11 protein-coding genes and 4 tRNA genes are annotated in these 15,214 nt (G+C 53.7%); all 15 read left to right on the plus strand.

Annotated elements, in window-relative coordinates:
• Nucleotides 1–241 precede the first annotated feature (241 nt).
• The 15 genes from birA to rpoC all read left to right on the plus strand — a co-directional run bounded on the left by birA (nt 242) and on the right by rpoC (nt 15,018).
• On the plus strand, nt 242–1,189 hold the full coding sequence (gene birA / locus KO536_RS18265) for a bifunctional biotin--[acetyl-CoA-carboxylase] ligase/biotin operon repressor BirA (RefSeq protein WP_219262607.1): 948 nt from the start codon (nt 242–244) through the stop codon (nt 1,187–1,189).
• Nucleotides 1,179–1,922 (plus strand): pantothenate kinase, encoded by a 744-nt coding sequence (locus KO536_RS18270; protein ID WP_219262608.1) that lies wholly within the window; start codon nt 1,179–1,181, stop codon nt 1,920–1,922. Before birA ends, KO536_RS18270 begins: the two co-directional genes overlap by 11 nt.
• 7 nt (nt 1,923–1,929) lie before the next feature.
• Nucleotides 1,930–2,406, plus strand: coding sequence for a hypothetical protein (locus KO536_RS18275; protein WP_219262609.1), 477 nt, complete (start codon nt 1,930–1,932; stop codon nt 2,404–2,406).
• 110 nt (nt 2,407–2,516) lie between these two features.
• A tRNA-Tyr gene (locus tag KO536_RS18280) sits at nt 2,517–2,601 on the plus strand.
• Between the two features lie 25 nt (nt 2,602–2,626).
• Nucleotides 2,627–2,700, plus strand: a tRNA-Gly gene (locus KO536_RS18285).
• Between the two features lie 26 nt (nt 2,701–2,726).
• Nucleotides 2,727–2,802: transfer RNA gene (locus tag KO536_RS18290), tRNA-Thr, on the plus strand.
• Between the two features lie 240 nt (nt 2,803–3,042).
• Nucleotides 3,043–3,118: transfer RNA gene (locus KO536_RS18295), tRNA-Trp, on the plus strand.
• 45 nt (nt 3,119–3,163) lie between these two features.
• Nucleotides 3,164–3,532, plus strand: coding sequence for a preprotein translocase subunit SecE (gene secE / locus KO536_RS18300; RefSeq protein WP_003444399.1), 369 nt, complete (start codon nt 3,164–3,166; stop codon nt 3,530–3,532).
• Between the two features lie 9 nt (nt 3,533–3,541).
• Nucleotides 3,542–4,075, plus strand: a complete 534-nt coding sequence (nusG, locus tag KO536_RS18305) for a transcription termination/antitermination protein NusG (protein ID WP_003444397.1) — start codon at nt 3,542–3,544, stop codon at nt 4,073–4,075.
• Nucleotides 4,076–4,191: 116 nt separating this feature from the next.
• On the plus strand, nt 4,192–4,623 hold the full coding sequence (rplK, locus tag KO536_RS18310) for a 50S ribosomal protein L11 (protein ID WP_008008888.1): 432 nt from the start codon (nt 4,192–4,194) through the stop codon (nt 4,621–4,623).
• The gene (rplA, locus tag KO536_RS18315) at nt 4,623–5,318 is read left to right on the plus strand and encodes a 50S ribosomal protein L1 (RefSeq protein ID WP_003444394.1); all 696 of its coding nucleotides are present in this window, start codon (nt 4,623–4,625) and stop codon (nt 5,316–5,318) included. The genes rplK and rplA overlap by 1 nt, the downstream gene beginning before the upstream one ends.
• A 196-nt stretch (nt 5,319–5,514) precedes the next feature.
• Complete coding sequence (rplJ, locus tag KO536_RS18320) at nt 5,515–6,015, plus strand: 50S ribosomal protein L10 (protein ID WP_003444392.1); 501 nt, start codon at nt 5,515–5,517, stop codon at nt 6,013–6,015.
• A gap of 80 nt (nt 6,016–6,095) precedes the next feature.
• Nucleotides 6,096–6,461: a 50S ribosomal protein L7/L12 gene (gene rplL / locus KO536_RS18325; RefSeq protein WP_003444390.1), complete on the plus strand. Its 366-nt coding sequence runs from the start codon at nt 6,096–6,098 to the stop codon at nt 6,459–6,461.
• Between the two features lie 219 nt (nt 6,462–6,680).
• A complete protein-coding gene (rpoB, locus tag KO536_RS18330; protein ID WP_133079711.1) occupies nt 6,681–10,754 on the plus strand; it encodes a DNA-directed RNA polymerase subunit beta in 4,074 nt (1,357 codons plus the stop codon).
• 64 nt (nt 10,755–10,818) lie between these two features.
• A complete protein-coding gene (rpoC, locus tag KO536_RS18335) occupies nt 10,819–15,018 on the plus strand; it encodes a DNA-directed RNA polymerase subunit beta' (protein ID WP_019824371.1) in 4,200 nt (1,399 codons plus the stop codon).
• Nucleotides 15,019–15,214: the final 196 nt, after the last annotated feature.

Below are 15,214 nucleotides of genomic sequence, written 5' to 3' on the forward strand. Positions count from 1 at the left end.
GATGGTAGTGTGGGGTTTCCCCATGTGAGAGTAGGTCATCGTCAAGATTAAATTCCAAACCCCCTGTCTGCTAACGCAGACAGGGGGTTTGTTTTTGGGCCGAGAAAAGTTGCAGCTATGGCTAGCCGCACTTGTTGCTGTCCCACTTTTCAGGAGCGTCTGCTGCAGTGCGTAGCAGCGTTTCTATGCAATAGCTCTCCTCATGGCTATTATGCGTGCCTCATTGTGAGGCGATACTTGCATGCTGACGTTGTTGAAACTCCTTAAAGACGGTCGATTTCATTCGGGACAAGCGCTCGGGGCTGCGCTCGGCGTTAGTCGCAGCGCTGTATGGAAGCAGCTCCAGCACTTGGAGTCAGACTTGAACTTATCAATTCATAAGGTTCGTGGTCGTGGCTATCAGTTGGCTGCCCCCCTTGAGCTGCTTGAGCTGGATCAGTTGGCAGCGAGTCCTTGGCCTGTTGCGATTAGCCACTCGTTAGACTCTACGAATGCTGAAGCCCTGCGCGCGGTTGATCGTGGTGTAACGGCGCCATTTGTAATACTGGCTGAGAGACAGACCGCAGGCAGGGGGCGACGGGGGCGTAAGTGGGTTAGTCCTTTCGCGGAGAATATTTACTACAGTCTAGTGCTCCGGATGGATGGGGGTATGCGTCAGCTGGAAGGGCTTAGCCTCGTAGTTGGCCTTGCGGTGCTGAGTGCGCTCAGAGCGGTTGGTGTCTCGGATGCGGGGCTGAAATGGCCAAATGATGTGCTAGTGAGCAACAAAAAAATTGCCGGCATCTTGCTTGAGCTGGTCGGAGATCCGGCCGACGTATGTCATGTAGTCCTTGGTATCGGTATCAACGTTAACATGAGAGTGGCGAGTGAGGTTGATCAGGCCTGGACTTCGGTTTTTCTGGAGTCTGGAGTTGCGACTAACCGTAATGAATTAGTGTCAAAGCTCAGCGATAGCTTGCGCATGTATCTCAAGCGCCATGAGGTCTCAGGCTTTTCGGCTATTCAGTCGGAGTGGGAACAAAATCATTTGTGGCAAGGGCGTGAAGTCTCTTTGATCGCTGGGGTGCACCAGGTGAACGGTACGGTCATGGGTATTGACCGTCAGGGTGCGCTGCGTATGAGTGTAAATGGTGAGGAGAAGGTGTTCAGTGGCGGTGAGCTTAGTTTGAGGTTGCGCGATGATTCTTGAAATGGACTGTGGAAACAGTTTCATAAAATGGCGCGCTCTAGACGGCACGGTTGTAGTAAGCGGCGGAGTCGTGGACTCAGATGCTGGGCTTATGGCCGCGATACTAGCTGCTCCGGAGCTGCGCATAACCCATTGCCGCTTGGTTAGCGTGCGCAGTGATGACGAGACATCGAGTCTGGTGGCATCAATTGCCTCGATGCTCGGTGTCGGAGTGGAGTGTGCTAAACCTGCAAGGGAAGTCGCGGGTGTAAGTAACGGATATGAGGAGTTTGCTCGTTTGGGGCTGGATCGCTGGCTGGCTCTGGTTGGGGCATTTGAGCTGGCTAAGAATGCGTGCCTTGTTCTGGATTTCGGTACGGCGGTCACTGCGGACTTTGTTGCGTCCGATGGTCAGCACCTGGGAGGATTTATATGCCCTGGTATGCCCTTGATGCGGGACCAATTGCGTACGCATACGCGGCGTATCAGGTACGACGACTTTTCGGCGGAGCAGGCGTTGCTACAGCAGACTCCGGGTCGTACCACGGCTGAGGCTGTTGAGCGTGGTTGTTTGCTGATGATGAGAGGCTTCGTTTTGACCCAGCTGGAGTTGGCGCGCGAATATTGGGGGCAGGATTTTGAGGTTTTTCTCACGGGCGGTGACGCCAGTTTGGTGAGGGATATGGTGCCTGATGCTCGTTTGGTGCAAGACCTTGTATTTGTAGGCTTGGCGGTAGTGTGTCCCCTTCCTTGAGGTTCTTATGCGTTGGCTGTTTCTTCTGCTAGTTGTACTCAATATCTTTTATTACGTCTGGCATCAACAAGAGGCGCCGCCCAGGGCGAAGGAAGTCATTTCCTTGTCCTTGTATAAGGGGAACAAGCAGGACATACGCCTACTCAGTGAGGCGCGACCCAAGGTCGTCAGTGACAGTGTTTCTGGAGACCGTGTAGAAAGTCTGGAGTGCTTCTATATAAGCGGCTTATCCAGTGAAGAGCAGTTGCGCAGTCTTCAGAGCAAGCTTTCTGATGTGGATGTGCAGTCACTGCCGTCCACAGTGGTCCGAGATGATTCAGGGGGATATGTACTAAAACTCTCGCCTCAAATCGGTGCTGTGGGCACTGAAATGGCTTTGGCTAACCTTGCCAATGAATTCAATGGGTTAAAATACAAAAAAATGCGGTGTGAGGGCTTGCAGCCATCCGATAGTTTGCATAGAATGGCGCCCGCTCCACAGTGAACACCGAACAGGCTACTAGGTGTGAAGCGAGTCAAGTTGCTAACTTCCTGATTTAATTGAAGAAAGTGGTTGACATAAGGTTAGAATGATGTAGAATTCTAGCCAGCTCAGGAGGGGTTCCCGAGCGGCCAAAGGGATCAGACTGTAAATCTGACGTCTACGACTTCGAAGGTTCGAATCCTTCCCCCTCCACCATATTCAAGCTAGAACAGCAAGATTTGCGGGTGTAGTTTAGTGGTAGAACCTTAGCCTTCCAAGCTAATGATGCGGGTTCGATTCCCGCCACCCGCTCCAGTCTAGCTGTTTTCGCAACGTGTTTCGCTCTTGTAGCTCAGTTGGTAGAGCACACCCTTGGTAAGGGTGAGGTCAGCGGTTCAAATCCGCTCAAGAGCTCCATATAACAAGGCAGATATGAAAATATCTGCCTTTGTTTTAACAGGTGCATAGCCTGTCTGGGGTGTTTGCTGGTGGTGCTTTTGGTGCTGCTGCCCTGGTTGGTTGTTACGGTTGTGAGTAGCTCGCATTCTGCTGCTCGCTGGCAATCTCCGCTTTGATAGGGTTGGTTGCAAAAGTAATTGCATAAGTTGTTGAAAGGTCTCTCTCGTGTCGGCATAATCGGCGGCTCGATAATGTTTTAGGTCAGTAGCTCAATTGGCAGAGCGACGGTCTCCAAAACCGTAGGTTGGGGGTTCGATTCCCTCCTGACCTGCCAGATTCGCTCATTGCGTCTGGCTTTCTTTTCACAGGATCCTCTTAGATGACTCCCAAGGCTGAAGTTCAAGGCTCTCGCTTCGATCTCCTCAAGTGGCTTGTAGTGGTTGCTCTTGTGGTGGTTGGCGTTGTTGGGAATCAGTATTATTCTGGTTCGCCGATCCTGTATCGCGTCATTGCACTTCTTGTGATTGCTGCTGTTGCTGCCTATGTAGGCTTGCAGACGGCTAAAGGCAAGTCGTTCTCTGTATTGGTGAAGGAAGCTCGTACTGAGATTCGTAAAGTCGTATGGCCAACTCGCCAAGAAACTACGCAGACCACGTTGATCGTGGTGGCTGTTGTTCTTGTTATGGCGTTGCTGTTGTGGGGTTTAGATTCCCTGCTCGGTTGGCTCGTTTCCTTGATTGTTGGCTAAGGGTGTCCCGTGGCTAAGCGTTGGTACGTAGTGCATGCTTATTCGGGTTACGAAAAGCATGTTATGCGCTCTTTGATTGAGCGTATTAAGCTGGCAGGCATGGAAGAAGGCTTCGGCGAAATTCTGGTTCCCACTGAAGAAGTGGTTGAAATGCGTAATGGCCAGAAACGCAAAAGCGAGCGTAAGTTCTTCCCTGGTTATGTGCTGGTTCAGATGGATATGAGCGAGGGTACTTGGCACTTGGTCAAGGATACTCCGCGCGTAATGGGCTTCATTGGTGGGACTGCCGACAAGCCGGCGCCGATCACTGATAAAGAGGCGGAAGCAATTCTGCGTCGTGTTGCTGATGGTAGCGACAAGCCTAAGCCAAAAACACTATTCGAACCGGGCGAAGTTGTCCGTGTTACCGACGGTCCATTTGCTGATTTCAATGGCACAGTCGAAGAAGTTAACTACGAAAAGAGCCGCATCCAAGTGGCAGTGCTCATTTTCGGTCGCTCTACTCCGGTAGAGCTAGAGTTTAGCCAGGTCGAAAAGGTCTAGTTAGACACGAATCCCAACCCCATGGTCTAGGCTGTGGGGTTTTGTCGTCACTGGGATAAACGCGCAAGTAACCGGGGAGCCTCTTTAGGCGCTTGAACCCGTAATTGGAGTGCCTCATGGCTAAGAAGATTACCGCTTACATCAAGCTGCAAGTGAAGGCCGCTCAGGCCAACCCAAGTCCACCCGTAGGCCCGGCTCTGGGTCAGCACGGCGTGAACATCATGGAATTCTGCAAAGCTTTCAACGCCCGTACTCAGGGTATTGAGCCAGGCCTGCCGACTCCAGTGATCATCACTGTATACAGCGACCGTAGCTTTACGTTCGAAACCAAGTCGACCCCTGCTTCGGTTCTGCTGAAGAAGGCTGCTGGTCTGACTAGCGGTTCCGCTCGTCCAAACACCGTTAAGGTTGGCACTGTGACTCGTGCTCAGCTGGAAGAAATCGCGAAAACCAAAAACGCGGATCTGACTGCAGCTGATATGGAAGCAGCCGTGCGTACTATCGCCGGTTCTGCTCGTAGCATGGGCCTTAACGTGGAGGGTGTGTAATGGCTAAGCTGACTAAGCGTCAAAAGGCAATCGCCGGTAAAATTGAAGCTGGCAAGTCTTACAACTTTGTAGACGCTGCTGCTTTGCTGGCTGAGCTGTCGACTGTAAAATTCAGCGAGTCTTTTGACATCGCCGTTAACCTGGGCGTAGACCCACGTAAATCTGACCAGGTTGTTCGTAGCGCTACTGTGCTGCCACACGGCACTGGCAAGACTGTACGTGTAGCTGTGTTCACTCAGGGTCCAGCTGCTGAAGCTGCTCTGGCTGCCGGCGCTGATCGCGTTGGTATGGACGACCTGGCTGCCGAAATGAAAGGCGGCGACCTGAACTATGACGTAGTTATTGCCTCCCCGGACGCAATGCGTGTTGTTGGTCAGTTGGGTCAGATCCTTGGTCCACGTGGTCTGATGCCTAACCCTAAGGTTGGTACTGTAACTCCAGACGTAGCTACCGCTGTCAAGAACGCGAAGGCTGGTCAGGTTCGTTATCGCACTGACAAAAACGGTATCATCCACACTTCCGTTGGCAAGATCGGTTTTGATGCCGTCAAGCTGAAGGAAAACGTTGAAGCCCTGATCGCTGATCTGAAGCGTATCAAGCCAGCTTCTTCGAAAGGTATTTATGTTAAGCGCGTTACCCTGAGCACCACTATGGGCCCAGGCTTGGTCATCGACCAAGGTTCTTTGGACGCGTAAGACAAATTGGCGTGCTTTTAGCTCGCCAATGAAAGATTGGGGTCCCTGCCTGGCGGGGGCTATCCAAGACCGTAGGCGGCGCAAGCCTTAAACCTCAAGCCTACGCAGATGGTGCTCCCGGTTCCTTACCGAATCAGACACCAAAACGACATCCGGCCTCGGTTGGATGAAACGGTAACATGCAGGAGTTAAACCCGTGGCAATTAAACTCGAAGACAAGAAGGCCATCGTCGCTGAAGTCAACGAGGCTGCCAAAGTTGCCCTGTCCGCTGTTGTGGCTGATGCCCGCGGTGTGACAGTAGGCGCTATGACCGGACTCCGTAAAGAGGCTCGTGAAGCTGGCGTTTACGTACGTGTTGTACGTAACACCCTGCTAAAGCGCGCTGTTGCTGACACTGAATACAGTGTCCTCAACGACGTGTTCACAGGCCCGACCTTGATCGCATTCTCGAACGAACATCCAGGCGCTGCTGCCCGTTTGTTCAAAGAGTTCGCTAAAGGTCAGGATAAGTTCGAGATCAAGGCAGCTGCGTTCGAGGGCAAGTTCCTCGCAGCTAATCAGATCGACGTACTGGCAAGTCTGCCGACCCGTGACGAAGCAATTTCTCAGCTGATGAGCGTGATTCAAGGCGCTACCAGCAAATTGGCTCGTACTCTGGCGGCACTTCGCGACCAGAAAGAAGCAGCTGCAGCCTAAGGCTGAGCAACTCCTTTCAGCGTTTATTGTTTATTTCGATGGCCGCCTAGGCTGTCACCCCAATACAGGAATTTATAGTCATGTCTCTGACTACTCAAGAAATCATCGACGCAATCGGTTCGAAATCCGTTCTGGAAATCGTTGAGCTGATCAAGGCAATGGAAGAAGCATTCGGCGTTTCTGCTGCTGCTGCTTCTGCTGGTCCTGCTGCTGCCGCTGCTGTTGTTGAAGAGCAAACTGAATTCAACGTCATGCTGCTGGAAGCTGGCGAGAAGAAAGTTAACGTGATCAAGGCTGTTCGTGAGCTGACTGGTCTGGGCCTGAAAGAAGCCAAGGCAGTTGTAGACAGCGCTCCTAGCGTTGTTCTGGAAGCTGTTGCGAAAGACGCAGCTGACAAAGCCAAGGCAGCCTTGGAAGAAGCAGGCGCTAAAGTCGAGCTGAAGTAAGCATCGACCTTGCGTCTCCAGCCCAAGCGTTAAGCTGAGGCTGATGGCTGGTGGCTCTTGCCACCGGCCTTTTTCCGTTATTGGCAGTCGACTAGGTCGATGCCTTTAACGTGCTGTAACCACCCTGTGCGGTGGAGCAAACCAAGGGGTTTGCACGATTTTCTGGCTGCTCCCGTCGGGAGAGGCCAAACAAGCAGGTGACCAAGCTGGGGAACGCTGATGGCTTACTCATATACTGAGAAAAAACGTATCCGCAAGGACTTTAGCAAGTTGCCGGACGTCATGGATGTGCCGTATCTCTTGGCAATCCAGCTGGATTCGTATCGTGAATTCTTGCAGGCGGGAGCGACTAAAGATAAGTTCCGCGACGTGGGCCTGCATGCGGCCTTCAAATCCGTTTTCCCGATCATCAGCTACTCCGGCAATGCTGCGCTGGAGTACGTCGGTTATCGCTTGGGCGAGCCGGCATTTGATGTCAAAGAATGCGTGTTGCGTGGCGTAACGTACGCCGTACCTTTGCGGGTAAAAGTTCGTTTGATCATTTTCGACAAAGAATCGTCGAACAAAGCGATCAAGGACATCAAAGAGCAAGAAGTCTACATGGGTGAAATCCCCCTGATGACTGAAAACGGTACCTTCGTAATCAACGGTACCGAGCGTGTAATTGTTTCCCAGCTGCACCGTTCCCCGGGCGTGTTCTTTGACCACGACCGCGGCAAGACGCACAGCTCCGGTAAGCTGCTTTATTCTGCGCGTATCATTCCTTACCGCGGTTCGTGGTTGGACTTTGAGTTCGATCCGAAAGACTGCGTGTTCGTGCGTATCGACCGTCGTCGCAAGCTGCCTGCATCGGTATTGCTGCGTGCGCTGGGCTATACCACTGAACAAGTGCTGGACGCGTTCTACACGACCAACGTGTTCCACGTTCAGGGCGAAAGCATTAGCCTGGAACTGGTTCCGCATCGTCTGCGCGGTGAAATCGCGGCCATCGATATTACCGATGACAAAGGCAAGGTGATTGTTGAGCAGGGTCGTCGTATTACTGCTCGCCACATCAACCAGCTGGAAAAAGCGGGTATCAAAGAGCTCGTTATGCCTCTGGACTATGTCCTGGGACGCACAACGGCCAAAGCTATCGTGCATCCGGCTACCGGCGAAATCATTGCTGAGTGCAACACCGAGCTGACGACTGAAATCCTGGCAAAAATCGCCAAGGGCCAGGTTGTTCGCATCGAGACGTTGTACACCAACGATATCGACTGTGGTCCGTTCGTTTCCGACACTCTGAAGATCGACTCCACCAGCAACCAATTGGAAGCGCTGGTCGAGATCTATCGCATGATGCGTCCAGGCGAGCCGCCAACCAAAGACGCTGCCGAGACCCTGTTCAACAACCTGTTCTTCAGCCCTGAGCGCTATGACCTGTCTGCGGTCGGCCGGATGAAGTTCAACCGTCGTATCGGTCGTACCGAGATCGAAGGTTCGGGCGTGTTGTGCAAAGAAGACATCGTTGCTGTGCTGAAGACCCTGGTCGACATCCGTAACGGTAAAGGCATCGTCGATGACATCGACCACCTGGGTAACCGTCGTGTTCGCTGTGTAGGCGAAATGGCCGAGAACCAGTTCCGCGTTGGCCTGGTGCGTGTTGAGCGTGCGGTCAAAGAGCGTCTGTCGATGGCTGAAAGCGAAGGCCTGATGCCGCAAGACCTGATCAACGCCAAGCCAGTGGCTGCGGCGGTGAAAGAGTTCTTCGGTTCGAGCCAGCTGTCCCAGTTCATGGACCAGAACAACCCTCTGTCCGAGATCACCCACAAGCGCCGTGTTTCTGCACTGGGCCCGGGCGGTTTGACGCGTGAGCGTGCCGGCTTTGAAGTTCGTGACGTACACCCGACTCACTACGGCCGTGTTTGCCCGATTGAGACGCCGGAAGGTCCGAACATTGGTCTGATCAACTCCTTGGCTGCCTATGCGCGCACCAACCAGTACGGCTTCCTTGAAAGCCCGTACCGTGTGGTTAAAGACGCACTGGTAACTGACGAGATCGTTTTCCTGTCCGCCATCGAAGAAGCCGATCACGTGATCGCTCAGGCCTCGGCCACGATGAACGACAAGAAAGTCCTGATCGACGAGCTGGTAGCTGTTCGTCACTTGAACGAATTCACCGTTAAGGCGCCGGAAGACGTCACCTTGATGGACGTATCTCCGAAGCAGGTTGTTTCGGTTGCAGCGTCGTTGATTCCGTTCCTCGAGCACGATGACGCCAACCGTGCGTTGATGGGTTCGAACATGCAGCGTCAAGCTGTACCGACCCTGCGCGCTGACAAGCCGCTGGTAGGTACTGGCATGGAGCGTAACGTAGCTCGTGACTCCGGCGTTTGCGTCGTGGCTCGTCGTGGCGGCGTGATCGACTCTGTTGATGCCAGCCGTATTGTGGTTCGTGTTGCTGATGATGAAGTTGAGACCGGCGAAGCTGGTGTTGATATCTACAACCTGACCAAGTACACCCGCTCCAACCAGAACACTTGCATCAACCAGCGTCCGCTGGTCCGCAAGGGTGATCGTGTACAGCGCAGCGACATCATGGCTGACGGTCCGTCCACCGATATGGGTGAACTGGCGTTGGGTCAGAACATGCGTATCGCGTTCATGGCCTGGAACGGTTACAACTTCGAAGACTCCATCTGCCTGTCGGAACGAGTTGTTCAAGAAGATCGCTTTACCACGATCCACATTCAGGAACTGACCTGTGTGGCACGTGACACCAAACTTGGGCCTGAAGAGATCACTGCAGATATCCCGAACGTGGGTGAAGCTGCACTGAACAAACTGGACGAAGCCGGTATTGTTTACGTAGGTGCTGAAGTTGGCGCTGGCGACATTCTGGTAGGTAAGGTCACTCCGAAAGGCGAGACTCAGCTGACTCCAGAAGAGAAGCTGTTGCGCGCAATCTTCGGTGAAAAAGCCAGCGACGTTAAAGACACTTCCCTGCGTGTACCTACCGGTACCAAAGGTACTGTAATCGACGTACAAGTCTTCACTCGTGACGGCGTTGAGCGTGATGCTCGTGCCCTGTCGATCGAGAAGACCCAGCTGGACGAGATCCGCAAGGATCTGAACGAAGAGTTCCGTATCGTTGAAGGCGCTACTTTTGAACGTCTGCGCTCTGCTCTGGTTGGTCGTATTGCCGAGGGCGGTGCCGGTCTGAAGAAAGGCCAGGAAATCACCAATGAAATCCTGGACGGTCTTGAGCATGGTCAGTGGTTCAAACTGCGCATGGCTGAAGATGCTCTGAATGAGCAGCTTGAAAAAGCTCAGGCCTACATCATCGATCGCCGTCGTCTGCTGGATGACAAGTTCGAAGACAAGAAGCGCAAACTGCAGCAGGGCGATGACCTGGCTCCGGGCGTGCTGAAAATCGTCAAGGTTTACCTGGCAATCCGTCGTCGCATCCAGCCGGGTGACAAGATGGCTGGTCGTCACGGTAACAAAGGTGTGGTCTCCGTGATCATGCCGGTTGAAGACATGCCGTACGATGCCAATGGCACCCCGGTTGATGTGGTTCTCAACCCGTTGGGCGTACCTTCGCGTATGAACGTTGGTCAGATTCTCGAAACTCACCTGGGCCTCGCGGCTAAAGGTTTGGGCGAGAAGATCAACCTCATGATTGAAGAACAACGCAAGGTCGCTGACCTGCGCAAGTTCCTGCATGAGATCTACAACGAAATTGGCGGTCGTCAAGAAAGCCTGGATGACTTCTCCGATCAGGAAATCCTGGATCTGGCGAAGAACCTTCGTGGCGGTGTGCCGATGGCTACCCCGGTGTTCGACGGTGCCAAAGAAAGCGAAATCAAGGCAATGCTTCGTTTGGCAGATTTGCCGGACAGCGGCCAGATGACGCTGACAGACGGTCGTACCGGCAACCAGTTTGAGCGCCCGGTTACCGTTGGCTACATGTACATGCTGAAGCTGAACCACTTGGTAGACGACAAGATGCATGCTCGTTCTACCGGTTCTTACAGCCTGGTTACCCAGCAGCCGCTGGGTGGTAAGGCACAGTTCGGTGGTCAGCGTTTCGGGGAGATGGAGGTCTGGGCGCTGGAAGCCTACGGCGCGGCATACACTCTGCAAGAAATGCTCACAGTGAAGTCGGACGATGTGAACGGTCGTACCAAGATGTACAAAAACATCGTGGACGGCGATCACCGTATGGAGCCGGGCATGCCCGAGTCCTTCAACGTGTTGATCAAAGAAATTCGTTCCCTCGGCATCGATATCGATCTGGAAACCGAATAACACGTGACGCGAATCGAGAGCGGGGCTGTTTAGCCCGCTCTCTGCTCCGCCAGGAGGAAAGGCCTTGAAAGACCTACTGAATTTGCTGAAAAACCAGGGTCAAGTCGAAGAGTTCGACGCCATCCGTATTGGATTGGCATCGCCTGAGATGATCCGTTCGTGGTCGTTCGGTGAAGTTAAAAAGCCGGAAACCATCAACTACCGTACGTTCAAACCTGAGCGTGACGGCCTGTTCTGCGCCAAGATCTTTGGCCCGGTAAAGGATTACGAGTGCCTGTGCGGTAAGTACAAGCGCTTGAAGCACCGTGGTGTGATCTGTGAGAAGTGTGGCGTTGAAGTCGCACTGGCCAAGGTCCGTCGCGAGCGCATGGCTCACATCGAACTGGCTTCGCCGGTTGCTCACATCTGGTTCCTGAAATCGCTGCCGTCCCGTATCGGCTTGCTGATGGACATGACCCTGCGTGATATCGAACGTGTTCTCTACTTCGAGAGCTATGTCGTTATCGATCCAGGCATGACCACTCTGGAAAAAGGTCAGCTGCTGAACGATGAGCAGTACTTCGAAGCGCTGGAAGAGTTCGGCGACGACTTTGATGCCCGTATGGGTGCTGAAGCTGTCCGTGAACTGCTGCACGCTATCGACCTGGAACACGAGATTGGCCGTCTGCGCGAAGAAATTCCGCAAACCAACTCCGAAACCAAAATCAAGAAGCTGTCCAAGCGCCTGAAGTTGATGGAAGCCTTCCTGGGCTCCGGCAACCTTCCTGAGTGGATGGTACTGACCGTTCTGCCGGTTCTGCCGCCAGATCTGCGTCCTTTGGTTCCGCTTGATGGTGGTCGTTTCGCGACTTCCGACCTCAACGATCTGTATCGTCGGGTAATCAACCGTAACAACCGCTTGAAGCGCCTGCTTGATCTGTCCGCTCCGGACATCATCGTGCGCAACGAAAAGCGTATGTTGCAAGAAGCGGTCGATGCATTGCTCGACAACGGCCGTCGTGGTCGCGCTATTACCGGTTCGAACAAGCGCCCTCTGAAATCCTTGGCTGACATGATCAAGGGTAAGCAGGGTCGTTTCCGTCAGAACTTGCTCGGTAAGCGTGTTGACTACTCGGGTCGTTCGGTAATTACCGTAGGTCCGACCCTGCGTCTGCACCAGTGCGGTCTACCGAAGAAAATGGCTCTTGAGCTGTTCAAGCCGTTCATTTTTGGCAAGCTGGAAATGCGTGGTCTTGCTACCACCATCAAAGCAGCCAAGAAAATGGTTGAGCGCGAGTTGCCGGAAGTTTGGGACGTTCTCGCTGAAGTTATCCGCGAACACCCAGTGCTTCTCAACCGTGCACCGACTCTTCACCGTCTGGGCATCCAGGCCTTTGAACCGGTTCTGATCGAAGGTAAAGCTATCCAGCTGCACCCGTTGGTCTGTGCTGCGTACAACGCCGACTTCGACGGCGACCAAATGGCCGTGCACGTACCGCTGACGCTGGAAGCCCAGCTGGAAGCGCGTGCGTTGATGATGTCGACCAACAACATTCTGTCGCCAGCCAACGGTGAGCCAATCATCGTTCCGTCGCAGGACGTTGTATTGGGTCTGTACTACATGACTCGTGAAGCGATCAACGCCAAAGGCGAAGGTCGTGTATTCGCTGACTTGCAAGAAGTTGATCGTGTATTCCGTGCCGGCGAAGCCGCACTGCATGCCAAGGTCAAGGTTCGCATCAGTGAAACCGTCAACGATCGTGATGGCGGCAGCGTGAGCAACACTCGGATTGTCGACACCACCGTCGGCCGTGCGCTGTTGTTCCAGGTTGTGCCAAAAGGTCTGTCGTACGACGTCGTCAACTTGCCGATGAAGAAAAAAGCGATCTCCAAGCTGATCAACCAGTGCTACCGCGTGGTTGGTTTGAAAGAGACCGTGATCTTCGCTGACCAGTTGATGTACACAGGTTTTGCTTACTCGACCATTTCCGGCGTTTCCATCGGTGTTAACGACTTCGTTATCCCGGATGAAAAAGCTCGCATCATCGCGGCTGCGACCGATGAAGTGAAAGAGATCGAAAGTCAGTACGCCTCCGGCCTGGTAACCCAGGGCGAGAAGTACAACAAAGTAATCGACCTTTGGTCGAAAGCTAACGACGAAGTTTCCAAGGCAATGATGTCCAACCTCTCGAAAGAGAAGGTTATCGACCGTCACGGCGTTGAGGTTGAGCAAGAGTCGTTCAACTCGATGTACATGATGGCCGACTCCGGCGCACGGGGTTCTGCAGCGCAGATCCGTCAGCTGGCCGGTATGCGTGGTCTGATGGCCAAGCCGGACGGTTCCATCATTGAAACGCCGATTACTGCGAACTTCCGTGAAGGCCTGAGCGTACTTCAGTACTTCATCTCTACTCACGGTGCTCGTAAGGGTCTGGCGGATACCGCCTTGAAGACAGCTAACTCCGGTTATCTGACTCGTCGTCTGGTAGACGTTGCGCAAGACTTGGTTGTGACTGAAGTTGACTGCGGTACCGAACACGGTCTGCTGATGACTCCGCACATCGAAGGCGGCGACGTTGTAGAGCCGTTAGGTGAGCGCGTTCTGGGTCGAGTAATCGCCCGTGACGTGTACAAGCCGGGTACCGAGGACATTATCGTTCCTGCGGGCACTCTGGTTGACGAGAAGTGGGTTGAATTCATCGAGCTGAACAGCATCGATGAAGTAATCGTGCGTTCGCCAATCAGCTGTGAAACTCGCTTCGGTATATGTGCCAAGTGCTACGGTCGTGACTTGGCTCGTGGTCACCAAGTGAACATCGGTGAAGCTGTCGGCGTAATCGCTGCTCAGTCGATCGGTGAGCCGGGTACACAGCTGACGATGCGTACGTTCCACATCGGTGGTGCGGCAAGCCGGACCTCTGCTGCTGACAGTGTTCAGGTGAAGAATGGCGGTACTGTCCGTCTTCATAACCTCAAGCACGTTGAGCGTGTAGATGGCTGCCTGGTAGCTGTATCCCGTTCCGGTGAGCTGGCCATCGCTGATGACTTCGGTCGTGAGCGTGAGCGCTACAAGCTGCCGTACGGCGCCGTAATTTCGGTTAAAGAAGGTGACAAGGTTGACGCTGGCTCGATCGTAGCCAAGTGGGATCCGCACACTCACCCAATCGTTACCGAAATGAAAGGTACCGTGACCTACGTGGGCATGGAAGAAGGCATCACGATCAAACGTCAGACTGACGAATTGACCGGTATGACCAACATTGAAGTCCTCGACGCCAAAGACCGTCCAGCTGCCGGCAAGGACATCCGTCCAGCCGTTAAGATGGTTGGTGTGGATGGCAAGGATCTGCTGTTGCCTGGTACCGACGTACCGGCTCAGTACTTCCTGCCAGCCAACGCCCTGGTCGGTGTAGCGGATGGTGCGGAAATCGCGATCGGTGACGTTATCGCTCGTATTCCGCAAGAGACTTCGAAAACTCGAGACATCACCGGTGGTCTGCCACGCGTTGCTGACTTGTTCGAAGCGCGTCGTCCGAAAGAAGCCTCGATTCTGGCTGAAGTCAGCGGCACCATCGCGTTCGGTAAAGAAACCAAAGGCAAGCGCCGTCTGGTTATTACCCCGAACGACGGTACTGATCCGTACGAAGAGCTGATTCCAAAGTGGCGTCACCTGAACGTCTTCGAAGGCGAGCAAGTGAACCGCGGCGAAGTTATCTCCGACGGTCCAAGCGATCCACACGACATCCTGCGTTTGCTGGGTGTAAGTGCGCTGGCCAAGTACATCGTTAACGAGATTCAGGACGTTTACCGTCTGCAAGGCGTAAAAATCAACGATAAGCACATCGAGACCATTCTGCGTCAGATGTTGCGTAAAGTTGAGATTGCCGAGTCTGGTGATTCCACCTTCATCAAGGGCGACCAGATGGAGTTGACCCAGGTGTTGACCGAGAACGAGCGTTTGGGCGGCGAAGATAAATTCGTATCCAAGTTCACTCGCGTCCTGCTGGGTATCACCAAGGCGTCGTTGTCGACTGAGTCGTTCATTTCCGCGGCCTCTTTCCAAGAGACTACCCGCGTATTGACCGAAGCAGCGGTAACCGGCAAGCGCGACTACCTGCGTGGCCTGAAAGAAAACGTTGTCGTGGGTCGTTTGATCCCGGCAGGTACCGGTTTGGCATACCACAGCGAGCGCAAGCGCCGCCGTGAAGCTGACAAGCCGTTGCGCGTGAGCGCCAGTGAAGTGGAAGCTGCACTGACCGAAGCGCTGAACTCGAGCGGTAACTGAGTTCTGCGGTAAATGAGAGATGGGCCCCGGCAGTTCCGTTCATCGAATCGAGACATTTTGTCGGGGTTTGATGAGTGGGAAGGTCGGGGCCTTGTCTTGACTGGGGGCAAGATCCTCTTTAGACTCTTGTACCCCTAAATTTGGCGGGAATTCGTTCCTGCCATTTTGCTTTTCTTGCAAGACAATAGCGTCGCAA

This window comes from Pseudomonas sp. NKUCC02_KPG, from assembly GCF_019345465.1.
Classification (GTDB): domain Bacteria; phylum Pseudomonadota; class Gammaproteobacteria; order Pseudomonadales; family Pseudomonadaceae; genus Aquipseudomonas.

What these genes read in the sequence shown, in the direction of transcription:
- birA (WP_219262607.1), top strand. Translation starts at nt 242, where the DNA reads ATGCTGACGTTGTTGAAACTCCTTAAAGACGGTCGATTTCATTCGGGA.
- KO536_RS18270 (WP_219262608.1), top strand. Translation starts at nt 1,179, where the DNA reads ATGATTCTTGAAATGGACTGTGGAAACAGTTTCATAAAATGGCGCGCT.
- KO536_RS18275 (WP_219262609.1), top strand. Translation starts at nt 1,930, where the DNA reads ATGCGTTGGCTGTTTCTTCTGCTAGTTGTACTCAATATCTTTTATTAC.
- secE (WP_003444399.1), top strand. Translation starts at nt 3,164, where the DNA reads ATGACTCCCAAGGCTGAAGTTCAAGGCTCTCGCTTCGATCTCCTCAAG.
- rplK (WP_008008888.1), top strand. Translation starts at nt 4,192, where the DNA reads ATGGCTAAGAAGATTACCGCTTACATCAAGCTGCAAGTGAAGGCCGCT.
- rplA (WP_003444394.1), top strand. Translation starts at nt 4,623, where the DNA reads ATGGCTAAGCTGACTAAGCGTCAAAAGGCAATCGCCGGTAAAATTGAA.
- rplL (WP_003444390.1), top strand. Translation starts at nt 6,096, where the DNA reads ATGTCTCTGACTACTCAAGAAATCATCGACGCAATCGGTTCGAAATCC.
- rpoB (WP_133079711.1), top strand. Translation starts at nt 6,681, where the DNA reads ATGGCTTACTCATATACTGAGAAAAAACGTATCCGCAAGGACTTTAGC.